At 61.3% G+C, this 22,644-nt stretch carries 18 protein-coding genes; 6 read left to right on the top strand and 12 right to left on the bottom strand.

The annotated features are described in order from the left end of the window. Positions 1-77 precede the first annotated feature (77 nt). A complete protein-coding gene (locus tag MJP36_RS18035) occupies positions 78-992 on the bottom strand; it encodes a class I SAM-dependent methyltransferase (RefSeq protein ID WP_244383674.1) in 915 nt (304 codons plus the stop codon). 191 nt (positions 993-1,183) lie between these two features. Here MJP36_RS18035 and mdeB point away from each other — a divergent pair, with 191 nt between their 5' ends. Next, positions 1,184-3,862, top strand: coding sequence for an alpha-ketoglutarate dehydrogenase (gene mdeB, locus MJP36_RS18030; RefSeq protein WP_244383673.1), 2,679 nt, complete (start codon positions 1,184-1,186; stop codon positions 3,860-3,862). A gap of 76 nt (positions 3,863-3,938) precedes the next feature. Here the strand turns inward: mdeB and MJP36_RS18025 are convergent, their stop codons facing one another. Both MJP36_RS18025 and MJP36_RS18020 read right to left on the bottom strand, forming a co-directional pair. After that, the gene (locus tag MJP36_RS18025) at positions 3,939-4,427 is read right to left on the bottom strand and encodes a DUF1289 domain-containing protein (protein ID WP_060757013.1); all 489 of its coding nucleotides are present in this window, start codon (positions 4,425-4,427) and stop codon (positions 3,939-3,941) included. Between the two features lie 9 nt (positions 4,428-4,436). Then, on the bottom strand, positions 4,437-5,687 hold the full coding sequence (locus tag MJP36_RS18020; RefSeq protein ID WP_090371331.1) for a ribonucleotide-diphosphate reductase subunit beta: 1,251 nt from the start codon (positions 5,685-5,687) through the stop codon (positions 4,437-4,439). 301 nt (positions 5,688-5,988) lie between these two features. On the opposite strand from MJP36_RS18020, the gene fae reads away from it, so the two are divergent. The 4 genes from fae (at position 5,989) to MJP36_RS18000 (ending at position 10,419) form a co-directional block, all read left to right on the top strand. After that, positions 5,989-6,501: a formaldehyde-activating enzyme gene (gene fae, locus MJP36_RS18015; RefSeq protein WP_060752763.1), complete on the top strand. Its 513-nt coding sequence runs from the start codon at positions 5,989-5,991 to the stop codon at positions 6,499-6,501. A gap of 10 nt (positions 6,502-6,511) precedes the next feature. Next, positions 6,512-7,546, top strand: a complete 1,035-nt coding sequence (locus tag MJP36_RS18010; RefSeq protein WP_060752764.1) for an aldo/keto reductase — start codon at positions 6,512-6,514, stop codon at positions 7,544-7,546. After that, positions 7,543-8,976: an NAD-dependent succinate-semialdehyde dehydrogenase gene (locus MJP36_RS18005; RefSeq protein ID WP_244383672.1), complete on the top strand. Its 1,434-nt coding sequence runs from the start codon at positions 7,543-7,545 to the stop codon at positions 8,974-8,976. The genes MJP36_RS18010 and MJP36_RS18005 overlap by 4 nt, the downstream gene beginning before the upstream one ends. A gap of 72 nt (positions 8,977-9,048) precedes the next feature. Continuing rightward, entirely contained in the window at positions 9,049-10,419 is a 1,371-nt protein-coding gene (locus MJP36_RS18000) for an MFS transporter (protein WP_244383671.1), read from the top strand. A gap of 26 nt (positions 10,420-10,445) precedes the next feature. On the opposite strand, the gene MJP36_RS17995 is transcribed toward MJP36_RS18000, so the two are convergent. The 8 genes from MJP36_RS17995 to MJP36_RS17960 form a co-directional block, all read right to left on the bottom strand. Then, positions 10,446-11,321, bottom strand: coding sequence for a LysR substrate-binding domain-containing protein (locus tag MJP36_RS17995; RefSeq protein WP_244383670.1), 876 nt, complete (start codon positions 11,319-11,321; stop codon positions 10,446-10,448). 140 nt (positions 11,322-11,461) lie between these two features. Next, positions 11,462-12,631, bottom strand: coding sequence for a hypothetical protein (locus tag MJP36_RS17990; RefSeq protein WP_060752768.1), 1,170 nt, complete (start codon positions 12,629-12,631; stop codon positions 11,462-11,464). Positions 12,632-12,717: 86 nt separating this feature from the next. Continuing rightward, positions 12,718-14,355, bottom strand: coding sequence for a dipeptide ABC transporter ATP-binding protein (locus MJP36_RS17985; protein WP_060752769.1), 1,638 nt, complete (start codon positions 14,353-14,355; stop codon positions 12,718-12,720). A 2-nt stretch (positions 14,356-14,357) separates the two neighbouring features. Further along, positions 14,358-15,194: an ABC transporter permease gene (locus tag MJP36_RS17980; protein WP_244383669.1), complete on the bottom strand. Its 837-nt coding sequence runs from the start codon at positions 15,192-15,194 to the stop codon at positions 14,358-14,360. Beyond that, positions 15,191-16,144, bottom strand: a complete 954-nt coding sequence (locus tag MJP36_RS17975) for an ABC transporter permease (protein ID WP_060752771.1) — start codon at positions 16,142-16,144, stop codon at positions 15,191-15,193. The genes MJP36_RS17980 and MJP36_RS17975 overlap by 4 nt, the downstream gene beginning before the upstream one ends. A 57-nt stretch (positions 16,145-16,201) precedes the next feature. After that, a complete protein-coding gene (locus tag MJP36_RS17970) occupies positions 16,202-17,836 on the bottom strand; it encodes an ABC transporter substrate-binding protein (RefSeq protein ID WP_244383668.1) in 1,635 nt (544 codons plus the stop codon). 293 nt (positions 17,837-18,129) lie between these two features. Next, the gene (locus MJP36_RS17965) at positions 18,130-19,356 is read right to left on the bottom strand and encodes a M24 family metallopeptidase (RefSeq protein ID WP_244383667.1); all 1,227 of its coding nucleotides are present in this window, start codon (positions 19,354-19,356) and stop codon (positions 18,130-18,132) included. Between the two features lie 51 nt (positions 19,357-19,407). Beyond that, positions 19,408-20,289 (bottom strand): HalD/BesD family halogenase, encoded by an 882-nt coding sequence (locus tag MJP36_RS17960; protein ID WP_060752774.1) that lies wholly within the window; start codon positions 20,287-20,289, stop codon positions 19,408-19,410. A 105-nt stretch (positions 20,290-20,394) separates the two neighbouring features. Between MJP36_RS17960 and MJP36_RS17955 the strand changes: the two genes are divergently transcribed. Beyond that, the gene (locus MJP36_RS17955; RefSeq protein ID WP_244383666.1) at positions 20,395-21,309 is read left to right on the top strand and encodes a LysR family transcriptional regulator; all 915 of its coding nucleotides are present in this window, start codon (positions 20,395-20,397) and stop codon (positions 21,307-21,309) included. Here the strand turns inward: MJP36_RS17955 and MJP36_RS17950 are convergent. Further along, on the bottom strand, positions 21,247-22,479 hold the full coding sequence (locus MJP36_RS17950; protein ID WP_104993528.1) for an MFS transporter: 1,233 nt from the start codon (positions 22,477-22,479) through the stop codon (positions 21,247-21,249). The two genes, MJP36_RS17955 and MJP36_RS17950, sit on opposite strands and share 63 nt — an antisense overlap. Positions 22,480-22,644: the final 165 nt, after the last annotated feature.

Raw genomic sequence — 22,644 nt, 5'->3', positions numbered from 1 at the left:
TATCGACCGGGAAGGGGGGTATAAGGTTCACCACCCCGGCGTATCCCTTAGCGTAGCAAGCGTAAGACGTTTCGGCATCAGCCCTGACGGAACACCAGGGCCTTTAAACCGCTTTGAGGGTCGATGTCGGGGAATTCCGGCGGGTTTGCCAGGCGTTCCACAAAGCGCAGGCCCGGCGCTTCGCGAGTTACGCCCTCAATCAGGAAATCTTCGCCGAAGGCCGGGTCGTTCATGCAGGCCAGCACCGTGCCCTGTGCTGTAAGCAGGTCCGGCAGGCGGCGCAACACGCGCTGATAGTCCTTGGTCAATAAAAAGCTGCCTTTCTGGAACGACGGTGGGTCGATGATCACCAGGTCGTAGGGGCCGCCGTTGATGACCTTGGCCCAGGATTTGAACAGGTCGTGGCCCAGAAACGTGACTTTGCTCAGGTCATGTCCATTCAGGCGATGGTTGTCGCGGCCACGGCTTAGCGCGCCACGGGCCATGTCCAGGTTCACCACATGTTCGGCGCCGCCTTCGATCGCCGCCACCGAGAACCCGCAGGTATAGGCAAACAGGTTGAGTACCCGCTGGCCTGTGGCCTGTTCGCGTACCCAATTGCGGCCGTAGCGCATATCGAGGAACAGCCCGCTGTTCTGTTTTTTACCCAGGTCGATCAGGTAGCGCAGGCCACCTTCGGTAATCGTCAGCTCATCTACCGCGTCGCCCACCAGCCATTCGGTGGTGCTTTGCGGCAGATAACGGTGTTGCAGGGCGACGGTGTAAGCACCCAAGTGCGTCTGCAGCAACTGTTTCAAGGTTTCCAGCTGGGCAGGCTCCGGCTCCTTGAACAACGCGACCAGCACCACGCCCTGCAACCAGTCCACGGTCAGTTGCTCCAGGCCCGGCCAGCAGCGGCCACGGCCGTGAAACAGGCGGCGGGTCTCCGTCGGTGGGCTGGCCAGGGCGGTGAGCAGGTGAGCGTGCAGGGTGGCGAGTGCGTCTGGGGTCATCGTCGAGCGTCGGTCATTGAGCGGGCGGCATTTTAAACACAGTTGGGTGGTTTCGGGGGGCTTGAGCACGATGTGCTGGTAAAAAGCCGATTGGCAGTGATTCATGCTCAAACCGCTGCAAACCGCGCCTGATAACAGGCAAAAAATCCTCAAGCACCCACATAAACTGGAAAAAAAGCCCGGAGGTGCTCATGAACGGTTTCGCAAGTGCAGTCAATCACACGGCGTTGGATCAGCAAGAGCTGGACGAATGGCGTGACGCCCTGGCTTCACTGGCCTCCCACGCCGGGCCTGCGCGGGCGCGGCAGATCCTCGACCTGCTCGCCCGCGAGGGCAGTGCGCCGCACATCGACTGGAAGCCGCGCCACGGCACGCCGTATATCAACAGCATCAGCGTCGAGCAGCAGCCGGCCTTTCCCGGCGACCTGGCCACCGAAGAGCGCCTGGCCTCGTGGGTGCGCTGGAATGCCTTGGCCATGGTGGTGCGGGCCAACCAGGCCTACGGTGAACTGGGTGGCCATATCGCCAGCTACGCCAGTGCCGCGGACTTGTTCGAAGTGGGCTTCAATCACTTTTTCCGTGCCCGCAACGAGCATTTTGGCGGTGACCTGGTGTTCTACCAGCCGCATTCCGCGCCAGGCATCTATGCCCGGGCCTTCCTTGAGGGGCGCTTGAGCGAGAACGACCTGGCACACTATCGCCAGGAACTGGGCGGCGCAAAATCCGGCGCACGCGGCCTTTGCAGCTATCCGCACCCTTGGTTGATGCCGGACTTCTGGCAGTTCCCCACCGGTTCCATGGGCATCGGCCCCATCAGTTCGATTTTCCAGGCGCGTTTCATGCGCTACCTGCAGCACCGCGGCCTGCAGGACACCACCGACCGCCACGTGTGGGGCGTGTTCGGTGACGGCGAAATGGACGAGCCGGAAAGCATGTCGGCGCTGACCCTGGCCGCCCGTGAAGGGCTGGACAACCTGACCTGGGTCGTCAACTGCAACCTGCAACGCCTCGACGGCCCGGTGCGGGGCAACGGGCGGATCATTGATGAATTGGAAGCGTTATTCGCCGGCGCCGGCTGGAACGTGATCAAGCTGGTGTGGGGCTCGGACTGGGACGCTTTGCTCGCCCAAGACACCGACGGCTCGCTGGTCGATACCTTGTCGAACACCGTCGACGGCCAATTTCAGACGTTCGCCGCCAAGGACGGTGCCTACAACCGCGAACACTTCTTCGGCCAAAGCGCGGCCATGGCCAAGCGGGTCGAAGGCATGAGCGATGAACAGATCGACGGCCTCAAGCGGGGTGGCCACGATATGCTCAAGATCCACGCGGCCTACCACGCCGCGCGCCGGGTCAAAGGCAAGCCCACGGTGATCCTGGCCCAGACCAAAAAGGGCTTTGGCATGGGTGAGGCCGGGCAGGGCAAGATGACCACTCACCAGCAGAAAAAGCTCGATCGTGAGGCATTGATCGCCTTTCGTGACCGCTTTCGCTTGCCGTTGACGGATGAGCAGACCGAATCCCTGAGCTTCTATAAACCTGGCGATGACAGCCTGGAAATGCGCTACCTGCACCAGCGCCGCGCAGCCTTGGGCGGTTATGTGCCGAGCCGTGCCCAGCAGGCAGCGCCGGTCAGTGTGCCGCCGCTGACGGGTTACGCCGGTTTCGCCACTGGCGCCGACGGTAAGGAAATGTCCACGACCATGGCCTTTGTGCGCATGCTCACCAACCTGCTCAAGGACAAGGCGCTCGGCCCGCGCATCGTGCCCATCGTGGCGGACGAGGCGCGTACCTTCGGCATGGCCAATCTGTTCAAGCAGATCGGTATTTATTCCAGCGTCGGCCAGCGTTACGAGCCGGAAGACATCGGGTCGATCCTCAGCTACCGCGAAGCCACCGACGGGCAAATCCTTGAAGAAGGCATCAGCGAAGCCAGCGCCATCAGCTCCTGGGTCGCGGCGGCCACCAGCTATTCGGTGCACGGTCTGCGCATGCTGCCGTTCTACATCTATTACTCGATGTTCGGCTTCCAGCGCGTCGGCGACCTGATCTGGGCCGCCGCCGATCAACGCGCCCGGGGCTTTCTGCTGGGGGCTACCGCCGGGCGCACCACCCTGGGGGGCGAAGGCTTGCAGCATCAGGACGGCAGCAGCCACCTCACGGCGGCCACCGTGCCCAATTGTCGCGCCTACGATCCGGCGTTTGCCGGCGAGTTCGCGGTGATCCTCGACCACGGCATGCGGCAAATGCTCGAGCAGGATGTGGATGAGTTCTACTACGTGACCCTGATGAACGAAAGCTACCCTCAGCCCAGCCTGCCGGTGGGCGTGCAAGCGGCGATCATCAAGGGTATGTATCGCCTGGAAGGCGCTGCCGAGGCACAAGTGCGCCTGCTCGGGGCCGGTACGCTGGTGCGCGAGGTCCAGGCGGCGGCACAACTGCTGGCGGACGATTGGCAGGTGGCGAGCGAAGTGTTCAGCGTGACCAGTTTCAGCGAGCTGGCCCGGGATGCACGGGAAGTGGAACGGTGGAATCGCTTGCATCCGCAGGGCGTCAAGCGGGTCAGTCACCTGGCTGAATGCTTGCCCAAAGGCGCGCCGGTGATCGCGGTCTCCGACTATGTACGGGCCGTGCCGCAGATGGTGGGCTCGTATCTGGACTCCAGCTACACCGTGCTCGGCACCGACGGCTTTGGGCGCAGTGATACACGGGCGGCGCTACGGGATTTCTTTGAGGTGGACCGCCATCACCTCGTGCTGGCGGCGCTGACGGCGTTGGTGGAGCAGGGCAGTTTGGAGCGCGAAGTGTGCCGGCAGGCGATTGAGCGATATGGCTTGCAGGCGGAGCGTGACCCGTCCTGGATCGCCTGAACCACAGAGATCAAATGTGGGAGGGAGCAAGTCGAATCGTCGCACCGCCCCTCCCACATTTTATTTATGTTGCGGGTCAGGCTGTGGCGATCAACGCCGGCTCGAATGCGTCCTGCAGAAATCGTGGTGCGATGTACCGCTCGTAATGCGCTTCGGACAGCAGGAAAAACTCCCGGTCAATCGCATCCCGCAGATCGGCCAGGCTGCGCTCACGAAATTCCGGCAGCAACGCCAGGCCATAGGCCTCCAACTTGGAAATCACCCGCGCGCCCCGGGCAATCAGCTGGTACGCCCAGCAATAGGGTGACTGGTGCGGCACGAAGCGGATCTTGCGGGTTTCCAGTTGCTGACGCAGAACAGACGCGTCAAATACCTCCAGCTTGCTGGCCATTACCTGCACCAGCAGTTGCTCCAGGCGCAGCCAGACTGCCTGCTTCTCCTCGGCGTTGTAGCCGTTCCACTGGATCACTTCATGGTGATATCGCTTGCAGCCCCGGCAGACCAGGTCCCCGTAAACGGTGGAGCAGAGGCCGACGCAGGGCGTCTTGATGGTTTGATTGGGCATCCGTCTTGATCAATCCCAGCTCAGCGCGCCGCCGGTCTGGTACTCGATCACCCGAGTCTCGAAGAAATTCTTCTCTTTCTTCAAGTCCATGATCTCGCTCATCCACGGGAACGGGTTGGTAGTGCCTGGATACTCTTCCTTAAGACCAATCTGCGACAAACGACGGTTAGCGATGAACTTCAAATAGTCTTCCATCATCGCCGCGTTCATCCCCAGCACGCCGCGAGGCATGGTGTCGCGAGCGTATTCGATCTCCAGCTGCGTCCCTTGCAGGATCATCTGGGTCGCTTCTTCCTTCATCTCGGCATCCCACAGGTGCGGGTTTTCGATTTTGATCTGGTTGATCACGTCGATACCGAAGTTCAGATGCATCGACTCGTCGCGCAGGATGTACTGGAACTGCTCGGCGACGCCGGTCATTTTGTTGCGGCGGCCCATGGAGAGGATCTGGGTGAAGCCGCAGTAGAAGAAGATGCCTTCCAGCACGCAATAGTAGGCGACCAGGTTGCGCAGCAGTTCCTTGTCGGTGTCGACGGTGCCGGTTTCGAACTTCGGATCGGAGATCGAACGGGTGTATTTCAGGCCCCAGGCGGCTTTTTTGGCGACCGATGGGATCTCGTGGTACATGTTGAAGATCTCGCCTTCATCCATGGCCAGCGATTCGATGCAGTACTGGTAGGCGTGGGTGTGGATCGCTTCTTCGAAGGCCTGGCGCAGGATGTACTGGCGGCACTCCGGGTTGGTGATCAGGCGGTACACGGCCAGCACCAGGTTGTTGGCGACCAGCGAGTCGGCGGTGGAGAAGAAGCCGAGGTTGCGCATGACGATGCGGCGTTCGTCGTCGGTCAGGCCCTCGGGGTTTTTCCACAGGGCGATGTCGGCGGTCATGTTGACCTCTTGCGGCATCCAGTGGTTGGCGCAGCCGTCGAGGTATTTCTGCCAGGCCCAGTCGTACTTGAAAGGCACGAGCTGGTTGAGGTCGGCGCGGCAGTTGATCATGCGTTTTTCGTCAACGGCGACGCGGGCGGAGGCGCCTTCGAGTTCGGCGAGGCCTTCGGCGATGTCGAGTTTGTCGAGGGCGGCCTTGGCGCGCACGATGGCGGCGGAGTCACTGGCGGTGACGGCGCGGGCTTCAACCGCGGCGGCAGCGCCGGCGCCGTCGAGGCGGTCCATGTTGGCTTCGGTGGCGTGGCCGGCGTTGGCGCCCCTGATCACCGCTGCACCGGTGTCTTCGTTGTCGACTTCATCCCAACTCAGCATTGAAATTCTCCTTCCTGGTGCTCGAAAAAATAGGGGGTTGCAGGCTTCATGGCATTGAAATACTGCGCAGAGTGTGGTGGGGAAATTCCAATTCTGCACACTATATAGTGGTCTGTTCTGTTTGTGGGCACACTATATGGTGTGTGGCAGGCGGGGTCAACGCGCAGGAATGCGCGCAGGGGTCGCAGGGCTATGAGAAAAACTCACACCCCCATGACTTTTAATGGTTACGGCCGCTTCGAAGCTCAATGCTAAAAATTCGCCAACAAGCTCCCCATAACAACAATGAGCGTTTGCGAAAATGAAAGCACTTGATCTGTACATCGGCGAAGGCTTCGAAGGCCCAGGCGTCAATGCTGCCCATATCAACATTCTCATCGGCCCACGCAATGGCCCGGCCGGCCAGGCGTTCGCCAACAGCCTCGCGTCGCCAAGCCAGGGCCATTGCCCGTTCATGGTGATCGCCCAGCCGAACATCCCGGTCAAACCCATGACCCTCTACGTCAACAAAGCCGCCATCGGCAGCGACCTGCACGGCAATGCCACCTGGGGTGCGTCCCAGGCCGGGATCGCCAAAGCGGTGCTTGAAGCGTTGCTGGACGGCACCTTGCCGGCCGAGGCCGAAGACGAATGGGCGATTGTCACCGCCAACTGGGTCAACCCGGCCTGCGATGATCTGGACGCCGTCTACCTGAACAACTACAACGCCTGTCGCACCGCGATCCGCGCCGCCCTGAATGGCACGCCGTACACCGCGCAGTTGGCCGATGTGGTCAATCACATCAGCAATCCTTTCTACACGCCGAAAGCCTGAGGAGACTGCCATGCAATACATCCGTTTGGGCAACTCCGGCCTGCAAGTCTCACGCCTGTGCCTGGGCACCATGAATATGGGCACCCCGGACTGGAAACCGTGGATTTTCGACGAAAAGCAAAGCGAGCCGATCGTCGCCCATGCCCTGGCCAACGGCGTCAACTTCATTGACCTGGCCGACTTCTACTCCGCCGGTGTCGGCGAAGAAGTGGTGGGGCGCATCCTCAAGCGCGTGGCGCGACGTGACGAGATCGTGGTCACCACCAAGGTCGGCTACGGCACCCGCAGCGGTATCAACGCCAGTGGCCACTCGCGCAAGCACATCATGGACAGCATCGACGCGTCCCTGAGCCGTCTGGGCATGGATTACGTCGATGTGTTCATGCTGCATTACTTTGACGTGAACACCCCGGTGGAAGAGACGATGTGTGCGCTCAACGACATCGTGCGCTCCGGCAAGGCCCGCTACATTGGCGTGTCGACCATGCTCACGGGGCAGCTTGCCAAAATACTGATGGCCTGCGAGCGCAACGGTTGGGTCAAGCCTATCAACATGCAGTTGCAACTGAACTGCGCCTACCGCGAAGAAGAGCGCGAGATGATCCCGTTCTGCCGAGACCAGGGCCTGGGAGTCTCGGTGTTCAGCCCGCTGGCGCGTGGTTTGCTCACGGGTGAGGTGCAATCGACGCGTAACCAGACCGATTTCTTTACCCAGCAGATGTACAGCGACCAGGCCTCGTTCGATATCGCCCATTCGGTACAGCGTGTGGCCCGTGCCCGTGGCGTGTCCAACGCGCAGATCGCCCAGGCGTGGGTCGCCAACCATCCTGGCGTCGACGTCATGCTGGTCGGCGCCGATACCACCGCGCAATTCGACAGTGCGCTGGCGGCCCTCGACACCCGCCTGGATGCCGAAGAACTGCACGAACTGGAGCGCAACTACACCCCGTGCGATGTGATCAATGACTACACCGCCGGCAAGCGCATCCTGCGTGAGGCCCGCCCGGGCCTGGACCGTTTCAACCTGACCGAGGCCGTGGCATGAACCCGCTGATCCGTACTGGCAACTACATCGATGGCCAATGGTCCAGCGGTGGCCCCACCTATCCGGTACTCAACCCGGCCAATGGTGCGCTGATCGTTGATGTGCAGCGCGCCGCCGCTGAAGAAACCCAGTTGGCCATCGATGCTGCCCACCGTGCCTTGCCGGCCTGGCGCAAGCTCACCGCCAAGGAGCGCAGCCAGCGCCTCAAGCGTTGGAGCGAGCTGATGCTGGGCAACCAGAAAGACCTGGCTCAGTTGCTCAGCCTGGAACAGGGCAAACCCCTGGCCGAAGCCATGGGCGAAGTGGTCTACGCGGCAAGCTTTCTGGAGTGGTTCGCCGAAGAAGCCAAGCGCGCCTATGGCGATGTGATCCCGACCCACAAGGCCGATGCACGCATCATCGTGACCAAGGAAGCGATTGGTGTCGTGGCTGCGATCACGCCGTGGAATTTTCCCCTGGCGATGGTCACCCGCAAAGTCGGCCCGGCACTGGCGGCCGGTTGCACGATGATCCTCAAACCGTCGGAAGAAACGCCGTTGTCGGCTTTTGCCTTGGCGGTGCTGGCCGAGCAGGCGGGTATTCCAGCCGGTGTATTCAACATCGTTTCGGGTGACGCCGTCGCCATTGGTGGTGCGCTGCAAGCGTCTGGCGTTGTGCGCAAGCTGTCGTTCACCGGGTCCACTCGCACCGGCAAACTGCTGATGCGCCAGGCCGCCGACACGCTGAAAAAAGTCTCGCTGGAACTGGGCGGCAATGCGCCGTTTATCGTGTTCGACGATGCTGACCTGGACGCCGCCGTCAAAGGTGCCATGGCCTCCAAGTTCCGTAACACCGGGCAGACCTGCGTGTGCGTCAACCGCTTCTATATCCAGGACGGCGTGTACGAGGCCTTTACCCGTAAATTGGCCGAAGCGGTCAGCGCCATGCGTGTGGGCAGTGCGTTGGACGGCGACACCGAGCAAGGCCCGCTGATCAACGCAGCCGCTTTGGCCAAGGTCGAAGCCCATGTGGGCGACGCGTTGGAGAAGGGCGCCAAACTGCTCTGCGGCGGCCGTCGCCATGCACTGGGCGGCACCTTCTTTGAGCCGACGATTCTCACTGAAGCCAACGGCGACATGTTGATCGCCCAGGAAGAAACCTTCGGCCCCGTGGCGGCGTGCTTTCGTTTCACGGACGAAACCGAGGTGCTGCAACGGGCCAATGACACGCCGTTCGGCTTGTCCGCCTACTTCTACAGCCGCGATATCGGCCGCGTCTGGCGCATGGCCGAGGGCTTGGAGGCGGGCATGGTCGGCATCAACGAAGGGATCATTTCCACTGAAGTCGCGCCGTTTGGCGGTATCAAGGAGTCGGGGCTCGGCCGTGAGGGTTCCAAGTACGGCCTGGAGGATTATCTGGAGATCAAATACCTGTTGATGGGAGGCCTGTAGCCTCTGATTTGAACCGGTGCCCGCAGGGGCACCGGCTGTTACTCCGTCAAAAACAACAATATGGAGAACACCATGACTGTACAACCCGTCAAAATCGACGATCTGCCGATCGGTCGGTTTCACCTCAAGATTGCCGGCCTGACCTTCGGCGCGCATTTCACCGACGGCTATATTCTTGGCCTGATCGGTATCGCTTTCACCTTGCTCAGCCCACAAATGCAACTCGACGCCTTCTGGCAAGGCTTGATCGGTGCTTCGGCCCTGATCGGTCTGTTTTTGGGCAGCCTGTTTTTCGGCTGGATCTCCGACACCCTCGGCCGGCAGAAAATCTTCCTGGTCAGCTTCGTACTGATCACCGTAGCGTCGGTGATGCAGTTCTTTGTTGAAACGGCCATGAGCCTGTTGCTGTGTCGTATCTTGATCGGCATCGGCCTGGGCGGCGATTTCAGCGTGGGCCACGCCATGCTTGCCGAGTTCTCACCGAAGAAACACCGCGGTGTGCTGCTCGGCTCGTTCAGTGTGATCTGGACCTTCGGCTATGTGGCCGCGACCTTTGTCGGCACCGCCATGCTCAGCCTCGGCGACGACGCCTGGCGCTGGATGCTGGCGTCTTCGGCGATCCCCGCCGGGTTGATCCTGCTTGCCCGCATCGGCACCCCGGAATCGCCGCGCTGGCTGGTCAATCGTGGGCGCATCGCCGAAGCCCGCGCCATTGTCAAAAAACACCTGGGCGAGCACGTGCTGCTGGATGAAGAACCGTCCGCGCAGACCCGCTCCGGCTATGGCGTGCTGTTCAGCCCTGAGTACCGCAAGCGCACGGCCTTCAACTGCCTGTTCTTCGTGTGCATCGTGATGCCGTACTTTGCGATCTACACGTTCTTGCCATCGATCCTGCAGAAGATGGGGTTGTCCCAAGGGTTCGGCACTGAGTTGCTGCTCAACTTGTTGCTGATTGTCGGCGCGCTGCTCGGTATCTGGTGCACGGTGAAGTTCTCGCGCCGTGGCTTTTTGATCAACTCGTTCATCATCCTCGCGGCGGCACTATTCCTGCTGGCGGTATTGCCGGGTAGCCTGGCGTGGTTGATGGTGCTGACGTTTGGCGTGTTTACGCTGGTGTTGTCGGCGGTCAGCAATCTGGTGGGTGTGTTTCCGGCGGAAAGCTTTCCCACCGAGGTACGTGCCAGCGGCATCGGTCTGGCGACTGCGGTCAGCCGTTTGGGCTCGGCGATCAGTACGTTCCTGTTGCCGGTCAGCGTGGCCGGGATCGGCTTGAGCCCGACCATGGGCATTCTGGCGGCGATCCTGGTGTTCGGCGCAATCATTTCCTGGGCCTGGGCCCCGGAAACCAAAGCGCTGACGCTGAGCCAGGCGTGCAAGGCGCAGAGCCCGGTCGATCAGCACGCGGTGGTCGGCGTGAAAAGGGCGAATGCTGTCAGGGTGTAGGTGTATCCGGGGTGGGTGAGTGCCTGTCAGGGATTGCTCACACGCCCCAACCACTCAGTAAACAGACCAACCTTGGATAACCCCTGCTTGTCCGCTGCCACATCCAGCCAATAGCCATACGGCCCGATCACCTCCACCGGGGTGATCGGCAGCAAACTGCCGTTGGCCAGTTCGCGCTCGATCATTTGCCGGTCGATCACCGCCAGCCCACCGCCGGCCAGGGCGGTGTGGATCACTTGGTCCAGGGTGCTGAATTCCAGGCCCCGGCCCGCATCGATATCGTCTCGGCCCATCGCCGCCAGCCAGTTTTCCCAGACTTTCAAACGCTTGCCGTCGTGCAGGATATGCAGCAGCGGGAAGCGTCGCAGGTCGGGCGGTTGGCCGTCGATAAACAGCTCCGGGCTGGCTACGGCGATATGGCGCTCCATCACCAATAACTCACTGTGCCAATGCGGGTCTGCGTCCAGGCCGAAGCGAATGCGGCAGTCGATCTCGGCCAGGCTCTCCTGATGGCTCTGGTGGGTGACGCTGAGGTTGATATCCGGATAGTGCTCACAGAATCCGCGCAAGCGCGCCGACAGCCAGCGCGTGGCCCAGGTCGGTGGTGCAACGACACGCAGGCGCTGGCGCAGGTTGGGTACGCGCACGGCCTGCAGGGCGCGTTCGATATGGTCGAAGGCATCGCTCAAATGCGGTGAGAGGGCGAAGCCGGCTTCGGTCAGGGACAGGCCCTGGGGCGTACGGATAAACAGAGTGACGCCGAGATAGTCCTCCAGTTGCTTGATCTGGCGGCTGACCGCGCCCTGGGTGACGTTGAGGCCCACGGCGGCCTGGCTGAAACTGCGATGACGGGCGACTTCTTCGAAGACGCGAAGCATGTTGAGGGCAGGGAGGTGGCGCATGGTTCGGGTTCCACACATTGTTTTTATAGTGTTTTCACTGGCCTCCTCGCAGGCAAGCCAGCTCCCACATTTTTGACCGCGCCGCCGATCAAATGTGGGAGGGGGCTTGCCCCCGATGGCGTCAGCGCTGACGCCGCCTATTAGAAGTAATAACCAATGTTCATGTACAGCTGATTTTCCCACTGGTTACTGCCCCCGGCACCCAGGCTCTGGGTGTAGCTGCTGCCGCCGATGTAGGGGTCGTTCTTGCCGATCAACCACTCCGTGGCGATCCACAACTTGCTGAACGAGAATGAGGTACCGAGGATCACTCGTTGCGAGGTCTTGAAGGCATCGTCGGACTTGTCGAAAGCGCTGTAGTTGGCGTACAGCTTCACGCCGCTGATCTGGTCGAACAGGTATTTACCGGCCACGTCATAACTCAGGTCCGCCACATACAGATTGCCGCGGCTGGCGACGTTGAAGGTGCCGTCATAACCGCCCAGTGTGACCACGCCATTGGTGCCCTCGTTGCGCGGTGACATCTGTTGGCGCGCCGCCTGCAATTGCAGGCCCCATGGACCGTTTTTGCCCAGGTAGTGGATGGCTACGGCGTTGCGTCGGCCGTCACTGTCGGTGTCCTTGTTTTCCAGGGTCGAGGTCAGGCCCGACAGGCCGACTTCGGATTTCCAGCCGCCCAGGTCCATGGCTTTGGCGACGCGCACCACCACGGTGTTGCGCTCCTGGTTATTGCTGCCGTCGGCGACATAGCTGTCGGCTTCGGAGATCACACTGGAATAGGTCACGCCCTTGCTGGTGCCTTTGCCTTGCCACGCCGGGCGCAGGTAATAACCGGCCTGGACGTTCCAGTCGCCACTTTGCTGGATGTACTTGGTGCCGACCTGTTGCACATCTTCCAGGCCGATCACGTTGCCCAGGGTTTCATAGAAGGTACTGCCGAAATACGGCTGCAGGCCGAACGGCACGGTGTTCAAGCCCACTTGCACTTGCTGGTCCGGGTTGAACTTGTAGCCTACCCAGGCGAATTTGGCGAACTGGATGTCGCCGTAATTCTTGGTGTACTGGTAAGGGTAAGAGCGCCCATAAAATCGGTACTGTGCCTCACCAATCCAGGTGTCGGAGTTGTACTTGGCGCTGAGAAACACGGTGTCGAGCCCGAACTTTTGAATATCGCGGTCCGGATCATAGTCCCAGCGCGCACGCACGGCGCCGCCAAGGTCGAGGTTGTCGGTGACCTGATAGGCCATGGCCGGTGCCGCCAGGGCGCCGAGTACCGGGATGAGGGTGAAGTAGCGTGTCGTTGGTCGCATGGTTTTACTCTCGTTTTTAGTTTTTTTTGGGGCAACAGCAGCCCGTTGCCGCAGCGCATGCTGCGACGCAGGGAAAAGGCTTGGACTCAGTGCGCGTTGGGGTGGATCAGCCTCAAGGGCGGCCCGGCGGCGGGTAACTCGGAGGCGCCGGGTGCCGCCGCGAGAAGGGCCTGGGTGTAGCTGTTCCGTGGCCTGAGCAAGACCTGTTCGGCGCTGCCGTATTCCACCACTTCGCCTTGCCGCATCACCGCAATGTGGTCGCTGATCTGCGCCGCCACGCGCAGGTCGTGGGTGATAAACAGGATGCTCAGGTTCAATTGCTTCTGCAGTTCGGCCAGCAACTCCAGCACTTGCTTTTGCACCGACACATCCAGTGCCGACACACTTTCGTCGGCGATCAGCACTTCCGGGCGCATGGCCAGGGCCCGGGCGATGCCGATGCGTTGGCGCTGGCCCCCGGAAAACTGCCGGGGCTTGCGCTTGAGGGCGTCACGCTTGAGGCCGACCTGTTCGAGCAAGTCACCGGCTTCGGCCCAGGCATCTTTGGCGGACAACCCTCGCAGTTGCGCGGCGCGGGCAATAATGTCGCCCACCCGGTGGCGCGGGTTGAGCGAGCCGTACGGGTCCTGGAAAATCATCTGGATGCGGCGCCGATTGGCCGCCAGGGCCGAGCCGCGCAAGGCCAGGAAGTCGCTATCGCCGACCCACACATGCCCACTGTCGCTGTCTACCAGGCGGATTGCCGCCTTGACCAGGGTGCTTTTGCCTGAGCCGGACTCACCGACGATCGCCAGTGTCTTGCCCCGTGGCAGGTTCAGCGACACATTGCGCAGCGCCGCCACTGAGCTGCCGCCGACGTTATAGGTTTTGGTCAGGCGCTCGATACGCAGCGCCATTTCGCCGTCGGCACAAGGTGTGCGCAGTTCGGGATGCAGCGCCGGTACCGCGGCAATCAGCTTGCGTGTATAGGCGTGGGCGGGGGCATTCAACACCTGGTCCCGTTCGCCGATTTCCACCAGACGGCCACCTTCCATGACGGCGATGCGATCGGCAATCTGCGCGACGACCCCGAAGTCGTGGGTAATAAACAGAATGCCGTGTTGGCCGCGCCCTCGCAGGTCGCGCACCAATTTCAACACCTGGGCCTGGGTGGTCACGTCGAGGGCCGTGGTCGGTTCGTCAGCGATCAACAAGTCCGGGTTCATTGCCAGGGCCATGGCGATCACGACCCGTTGGCATTGGCCGCCGGACAGCTGGTGGGGGAAACTGTTGGCGATGCGCGGCGGGTCGGGCAGTTGGGTGGATTCGAGCAGCGCGAGCATGCGTTCCTGGCGTTCGCGCTGAGGCATCTGTGGCGCATGGATATCAAAGATTTCCTCGACTTGTTTGCCGATGCGAATCGCGGGGTTCAACGCAGCCATGGGTTCCTGGAAAATCATCGCGATGCGGTTACCGCGCAGTGCGCGCAAACGGCTTTCATCCAGGCTGCAGATGTCGTCACCGAGAAAGTCGATCACCCCACCGGCATGCCGCAGACCCTTGGCGTAGTCGCCCATGATCGCCGCCGACAGGACCGACTTGCCTGAACCGGACTCGCCTATCACGCAGAGAATTTCGCCCTTGCGCACCTCCAGGCTGATGCCGTGCACGGCGTGGCGGCGGTCGGCGCCGGTGGGCAGTTCAATCGTGAGGTCCTGCACACGCAATACGGGTTCTGGGTTCATGTTCAACTCCTTGCGCCTTGCTGGGCGTGTTCATCCAGGCCGTCCGCGAGCAGGCTCAGGCCCAGCATCAGCGTGGAGATGGCGATGCACGGAAAGATCACCAGGTGCGGAAAGGCGATGGCCATGGCGCGGCCGTCGTTGATCATGCCGCCCCAGTCCGGGGTCGGCGGCGGCAGGCCGAGGCCGAGAAAACCCAAGGCGCCGATCATGATCGCGGTGTAGCCGATGCGCAGGCAGAAATCGACTATCAAGGGCCCGCAGCAATTGGGCAGGATCTCCACCAACATGATGCGCAATGAACCTTCGCCTTGGGTGATGGCGCTGAGTACGTAGTCGCGCGAACGAATGTCGATGGTCAATGCGCGCATGATCCGGAAGATTGCCGGGGCACTGGTGAAAGTCACCGCAATCAGGATGTTCACGGCCGAGGCGCCGAGGGCGATGATGATCACGATGTACAGCACCAGCACCGGGAACGACAGCACGGTGTCGGCCACATACGAGAGCACCGCGTCGACCCAGCCATTGAAGTAACCGGCACACAGGCCCATGGCAATGCCGACGGCGAACGCGGTGAGGGTGGCGAGGATCGACCAGAACAACACCGTGCGCGTGCCCCAGATCAAGCGCGAGAGAATGTCTCGGCCGATCATGTCGGTGCCCAGCAGGAAGCTCTGGCCGTTGTCGCCGGCTGTCATTGGCGTGAGCAGTGGCGTGAAGCTTTCCAGTGGATCATGCGGCGCGAGCCACGGCGCCAGCAACGCGGTCACCACCCAACTGCCGACCAACAGCAGGCCGAGCAACGCCAAGGGGTGCTTGAAGGCTTGAAGACGGTTCATCGGGTACCTCCGCCGAGACTGCGTAGGGTGATGCGCGGGTTGAGCCAGGTGTAGGCCAGGTCCGAGAAGATCTTGGTGATGCCCACGACCACCGCACTGACCATCGCGCAGGCTTCGATCAGGTACACGTCATGGTTCAGGGATGCGGTGTAGAGCAGCGAACCGAAGCCCTTGTAGGCGAAGAACACCTCGACCACGATGACGTTGGACAGCAGCCACGGGATGTACAACATGATCACGGTGATGGGGGCGATCAGCACATTACGCAGGGCATGGCGCATCACGATGCGTGCGGTCGAGGCGCCTTTGAGGCGCGCCGTGCGGATGTACGGTGACTGCATCACTTCGACCATCGACGCCCGGGTAATGCGCGCCAGGTAGCCGATGCCGAACAGGCACAGCACCATCAACGGCAGTACCAGTTGCACCGCGCTGAAACCCTCGCTCATGCTGCTGACGCCGGGCAGCCAGTTGAGCCAGAACACAAAGAGTGCCGAGACGAACACCGCGCTGGCGAAGTCGGGAATCGACGTGGTGACGATCGACAGGAACGACACCAACCGGTCAAGCAGCGAGCCCTGGCGAATGCCGGCCAGCACGCCCAGGGTCAGCGCCACGGGCACCATCACCAGCAGGGCTAGCCCGGCGAGGGTCAGGGTCTGCGCCAGGTTGGGCAGCAGCAGTTTGATCACCGACTCACGAAAGTACACCGAGGTGCCCCAGTCGCCGCTGACAAAATCCTTGAGCCACAGCAGGTAGCGCCACACAAAGGGTTGGTTGTAGCCGTGTTCCACCAGCCACGCCGTGCGTTGGTCGGCGGCGGAGTAGGGACCGAGGACGTTGATTGCGACGTCTTCGATGTTCAGTTCCAGGGCCAGGAACACGATCAGCGACACCGATAACAGGGTTGCCACCAGCGCCAATAATTTACGCAACAGAAAATGAGCCATGGGCGCATGCTCCGACGGATGATGGGAGGTCTGCCCGCCTGTGCGGGCAGTGTTGACTCAAGCGCTCAGCCAGACGTTACCCATGGGATAGAAGTCAGAGGGGTGTACCTGGAAACCCTGGACCTTTTTGCTCACCGCCGTGAACTTGTCGCCCCAGAACGGCTGCACGATCACGCAGGCGTCTTGCAGGATCTGCTCGACGCTTTGCATGGCCACCGCGCGTTGCTGCGGGTCGATGATGCCCATGGCCTTATCCAGCGCGGCATCGAAAGCCGGGTCGCTGTAGTGGCTTTCGTTCCAGGCGCCGCCGCCGCGATAAGCCAGTTCCAATGACATCACTCCGAGCGGGCGATGGGCCCAGTAGGTGAGGCTGAACGCGGCCTTGTCCCAGATCGGCCAGTACTGAGCGGCGGGCACCACTTTGAGGTTGATGCGTATCCCGGCTTCCAGGCAATTCTGCTGCAGGATCTGTGCGCAGTCCTGCTCATAGCGCCCCTGGGTATTGCCGACGATCAGGTCGATGTCCAGGCCATTGGGAAAGCCGGCTTCGGCGAGCAATTTCCTGGCTTGCGCCACGTCGCGGTTGCGCTTGGGCAGCGGGAAATATTCAGGATGGGAGGGCGCTACATGGTGGTCCTCGCCCAGGGTGCCCATGCCACGGTAGGCGATCTTCAGCATCTGCGCGTTGTCGGCGCACAGCACCATGGCTTTGCGGATGCGCAGGTCGGTGAACGGTTTCTGGTCGCAGGCCATGCGCATCACGACGGTTTGCGCGGATTTGCAACTGAGCAACTGTGCGCCGGGCAGGCGCTTGGCCAGGTCCAGTTCGGCCACGGTCACCCGGTACAACACGTCAACCTGGCCGGCCTGCAAGGCCGCAAGGTGAGTGGACACGTCGGTGCCCATGTCGATGTAGCGCAGTTCGTCGAGGTTGGCGGGCTTGCCCCAGTAATCGGCACGCTTGGCGAAGGTGGCCTGCTTGTTCACCGCGAATGAGACCAGCTTGAACGGCCCGGTGGCCAGCGGATTTTTCGCCCAGTCATCACCCGCCTTGAAGCTGCGGTGCACAATGGCGCAGGTGAAGGCGTTGAGCATCTCCGGGATCGCCAGAATGGGCCGCTTGAGGTGCAGGCGGAACTGGTAGTCCCCGATTTTTTCGAAGGCTTTGATGTCCTGGAACGCAGTGCGGTTGACCGACTTGGAGTCGGCGGCAATCCAGCGTTCGATGTTGTGTTGCACGTCGTCGACGTTGAAACGCTCGCCGTTGCTCCACGTCACGTCCTGGCGCAGGTTGAAGGTCCAGGTGGTGAGGTCCTCGGACGGGCTCCAGCTTTCGGCGAGGTAAGGGTGGGTGATGTTGTCGGCGTCGACCCAGGTCAGGTATTCCAGGGAATTGCGCAGCAGGTTCGAAGCTTCGATCCAGGTGATCAGCATCGGGTCCTGGATTTCCTGGATCGCACAGGCAAAGCGCAGGCTGCCGCCTTGGCGCGCGGGCGTGGCATCAGCGGCCTGAGCCTCGTTTCCCAGCAGGGCCGAGCCCAGGAAGGTGCTGGCGCTGGCGACGGTAACGCCCAGCAGTGCGGCGGTACGCAGGAATTGGCGGCGGTTTATCTCACCGCTTTTGACTTGGGCACACAGGTCGTCAACGGCTGGATGCGGCAGGGTGCCGCCCAGGGTAGTCAGGTCTTTCATAAGCCTCTCCGGTACTTGCGAATATGCGTTTTTGTTGAACCGCAAGGGTCAGTGGCAGGCGCAGCAACGGCGCAGCACGGACCTCTGTGAAGCCGGCAGAAGAACAAGGCAAAACGAAGTCAGGAGGCGGGCAATGGGATAGGACATAGGGCAGCTCTCATGTTGTTTTTATTAGAGATGCCCGCAGTTTTGTCATTTGCGCAACGATGGACAAACGACAAATTCTGCGCAGTAACCTTCTATAAATGCATGTTACAGATCCGTCCCAGGGCCGCCTGTATTGCTGGATCGGTTCAGCGTGGCAACAGGCGCGCATCGAATGGGTAATCGGAGAGCAGCTCGATGCCGTGCTCGTGAATGTAGATCTGTTCTTCGAGCTTCACGCCTTCGCCGCCGTCGTCGTGGCCAATGTAACTCTCCACGCAGATGGTCATGCCGGCTTCGAACACACCGTCGTAACCCAGCGCATCGATGTCCTCACGGTGCACCACATAAGGGTATTCACCGGTCATGCCAACCCCGTGCACCAGCGCGAAATAACGATTGTTCTTGTAATGCTCGGGAATCTTCCAGGCCATCTCGGCGTATTCCTTGAAGCTGCGTCCGGCCTTGAGCATTTCAACGTTGGTTTGCACCTGCTCATAGGCGAGTTTGTACAGCTCCTGCTGTTTGGCGGTGGCCGCCTGGTCGCCGCACAGGAAGGTGCGGGAAAAGTCCGCGTAATAACCGAAGCGCCCAACCACATCGGTGTCCAGCGCCACCAGGTCACCGGCTTCGATCGGCCGCGTGCTGCATTCCTGGAACCATGGGTTGGTTCGTGGGCCGGATGACAGCAGGCGTGTTTCCACATAGTCGCCGTCGGTGGCGATGACATGCTTGTGCAGGTGCGACCACAGCTGGTTTTCGGTGATGCCGGGCACCAATCGGCTTTCCATCAGGCGCACTCCGGCTTCGGTGGCGCGCAGGCTGGCGCGGATCATCTTCAGCTCATTGGGCACCTTGATGCAGCGTGCTCGCTCCAGCGGCTCCTGGGCGTCGAACACTTGATAGCCGAGGCGTTGCAGTTCGAATGCGGCGGCTGAAGTGGCACTTTCAATCGCAATGCGTTTACCGCCACCGCACTGTCGCACCAGCTCATCAATCTCGGCGGCCCAGTCGGCGGTGACGTTGCTCAGGAAGCTGTCGCAAAAATAGTAGGAAATCGCTTTGGCCGGGCGGACTTCATCGACGGTGTTCAGGTTTTCGGCCAAGTGCAGGCAGCCGCCGAACTCGAAGACCACCACCGGGCCTTCCGCCGGGATAAACGCATAGCGTGCCGGGTTGCGGGCCGAGTACACCTGCATGTTGCGCGAGCCGGTGGCGTAGCGCATGTGGGTCGGGTCGAACAGCACACAGGCGGCGTAGTCGCGTTTTTTCAGTTCATTGCGTACCCGTTGCAAGCGGTCCAGCTGGATCTGCTGGATCTCGTCATAGGTGGGTTCACAGTCGGCGGGGTTGCGGTTCGGGCCGGACAGACTCATGGGGATTCCTCGCAGGGCAAATACGGTTTTTTGAGTTTTTAGAAAGGTCAATCAGTCGAGCAACTGGTCGCTGCGTACCAGGTTGCGTTCGGCTTGCAGATGCGCTTCGGACAGGCGTCCGTAAAGCTGTTTGGTGCGTTGGGCGCGGCCGATGATCCCGGGCTTTTCCGAGTAGGCGAAAATCGCCGTGTTGCGTTCGATGGTGCCTTCTACGCGGGTCACGCGGTGCACCGAGAAGCGGCCCTTGAAGATCTGCAAGTCGCCGGGGTTGAGCTCCAGTTCCTGCACGCGCGCGCGGTCTTCACCGCGCACCACTTTGCCGACGGCACCCAGGTTTTCCTGGCTGCGCGAGCGGATCATCGGCGCGTACTCGAACCGGCCGCCGGCCTCGGGCTTCTGGGTCATCATGCTGACGATGAATTCGTTGGTGTCGAAGTGCCAAGGCTGTTCGGTGCCCTCGGGCATGACGTTGATCACCAGCCCGGCGAAGGGGTCGGCGTATTCGAAAATCTCCGGTTCATCCAGGCAGGCGCCGATAAAGCGTTTCATCATGGGGGAGACGTACAGCCGGTGAATGATTGCGTCAGGAGCGATCATGTCGCGGGTCACAAAGCCGCTGGTGCGCTCCATGAATGTGCGACGCGGATCATCCTGGGGCAGGCTGGGGTCATCTTCGGTGAAGTAGGCGTTGACTTTGCGCACCGAATAAAAGGTCTTGCCCGACAGCGCCTGGCCTTCCTGGCGCGCCTGCTCCAGTACTTGTGGGCGCAGGAAGTTCTTCAGCAGGCAGCAACCGTCCTCAGCCAGTTCGGCGCGGGCGTGTTCAATGAGTGCGCGTAATTGAACATGGCCCGAATCATGTATGGGATAGAGTTCGGTATTAACGATGTCGCTGATATCGCCGGTTTCGGCATCGGCAAGTTTAAGACTCATACACGGCTACTGAAGTCGGTGGTGGTGTTGAGTCGATAGTTGCGTAAAGCGGTTTGAAGTGGAAATTACAAGTTGTGATCGAATCCATCGGCAGGGGCGATAGTTATGTCAGGCGAACTGGATGGCAGCTTACTTAAAGTGTTTGTGGCAATTATCGAGTGCCAGGGTTTTTCGGCTGCTGCCGAGCGCCTGCATAAAACCCAGTCCACCGTCAGCCAGAGTTTGCAACGACTCGAAGAGATTGTCGGTGCGCCACTGATCCATCGCACCAGCCGCTCCGTTGGCCTCACGCCAAGCGGGGAAACCTTTCTGATCTATGCCCGGCAAATCCTCAAGCTGCACGTCGAGGCGATCAGTGCCGCGCAATTGCCCAACGAGCAGGTGTGTATCCACTTGGGCATGCCCGAGGATTACGCCGAATACTGCCTGGGCGGGATGCTCAAGGATTTCCAGGCACAGTTTGCCCAGGTGCGTCCGGATGTCTGCTGCGAAATGTCGACTGCGCTGGTCGGCCGCTTGCTGCGCGGCGAGCTGGACCTGGTGCTGGGCGTTGAGCATGCCGGCTTGCAGCCCGGGGAATACCTGTGCGATGAGCCGCTGGCGTGGGTCGCAGCACCGAGCTGGAGTGCGGTGGGGCGCCAGTCGGTGCCGCTTGCGGTGTACGCCGAGGGCTGCGCATTCAGGGCCAATGCCGTGCAGGCGCTGGCCCACGCGGGGCGTTCTTGGCAAGTGGTCTACACCAGCCAGAGCCCGCGCGGGATTGCGATTGCCATCGAGCAAGGATTGTCCGTGGGCGTCATGGCGCGGCGTTTAGTGCCGCAGGGCTGGCAGATTCTGGACGAGCGCCAGGGCTTTCCGCCGATTGCCCCGGCGCGCCTGATGTTCTGGCGCTCAACCGGTTGCCAGGTACCGGAAGTGGACGCACTGGTGCAGATTCTACAACGTCAGTTAGGCGATTCAGGGAGTCGGCAACACCGGCACTTCGACAGCCTTCGCACGAGCCATGCGCTTGAGCAGTAGCAGGCTGGCCAGCACCCAGCCGGTGATCCAGGCATGCACCACGGCAAACTCGCCGCTGACCTGCAACAACCCGCCGCACAGTGCATTAGCCGCGGCGCTGGCCAGGCCATAGCTGACCATGCTCAGGCTCACCACCTGCAGGCTGTGCACCGGGTTCAGGCGGGCACTGAGGTAGGCCGCCATCAAGCCCCAGGACGGGAAATAAAACAGAGCGAACAAGGCGGCTGCCCACACACTGAGCAGCAGGCTGGGATGGCTCAGCAGGCCGAGCATGGCCAGGCCGAAGGCACCGATACTCAGCGCCATGACCCTCAGCGCGCCCCAGCGATCGGCCAGCGCCCCGAGCAGCAGCCCGCCGACGGCGCCTCCGATGCCGATCAGCGTCCACAGCGTACCGGTCACGGTGGCGCTGGCCTGCAATTGATCGCTGGCAAACGCCGATAGAAAATTGAGAAACGGCCCACTGATCGCGCCGATAAACCCGCTGAGCAGCACAATCTGCAGGGCCACCGGTTGCTCAAGGCACAGGCGCAGCCATTGCCTGGCGACCTCGCTGAAGGTGGGCGGCGTCGCGGAGCGGGGCGCCTGCTCTGCGTGGGGCGCCAAGGCCCAGAGCGTCAGCAGGGTGACCAGCAGCGTCAAACCTGCGCAAATCAACCAGAATTGGCGCAAGGTCAAGCCCTGCAAGGCTGCAATCAGCAGCCCGTTCAAGCAGATTGCAAAGGCCGCTCCCGACGATGCCAACCCTAATACACGGCTACGGTGGCTGGCGGGGATCACCTCACGGGCCAAGGCTGCAATCGCGTTCCAGTTCGACACCGCGCACGCCGACACCAGTGCCAGGCACAGTGCAAATGGCAGCACCCACGGCGTGGCGACGGCCAGCGCCAGCAGGACCGGGCTCAATACGATCGTCAGGCGCACCATGGTGCGCGGGCTTACCCACGCGGCGGCGATGCCGCTGGCAATCGAAGCGCCCATGTAGAACAGTTGCAGCAGCGCGGCAATCAGCGCGGCCTGGCTGTAGCTCAACTCGAATAACTCACGGATCTGCGGCAATAACGCCGAATACAGGAAAATACTGAAACCGTGGGTGGTTGCATTGCAGGCGGTGAACACAAGTGCCAGCAGCCCGATACTTCGTCGCGATGAGAAAGTTGTTGTCGACATGCTGCGGCCCGAAGTTAATAAGTGAGTAAGTTTTCAGCCAGACTAACTTTTGTGGCAGGTCAGTCACCAATGCTTAATTGTCTTAGTGTGCATGCGTAATACGCGTGCTATTTATTCGATAACGACGCTAACCGTCGAAAAACGACGCGGGAGATTAAAACCGAG

Source organism: Pseudomonas palleroniana, from assembly GCF_022836895.1.
Lineage (GTDB): Bacteria > Pseudomonadota > Gammaproteobacteria > Pseudomonadales > Pseudomonadaceae > Aquipseudomonas > Aquipseudomonas palleroniana.
Note: the sequence above shows the minus strand (reverse complement) of the source record. Positions and strands in the feature narration are given on the sequence as shown.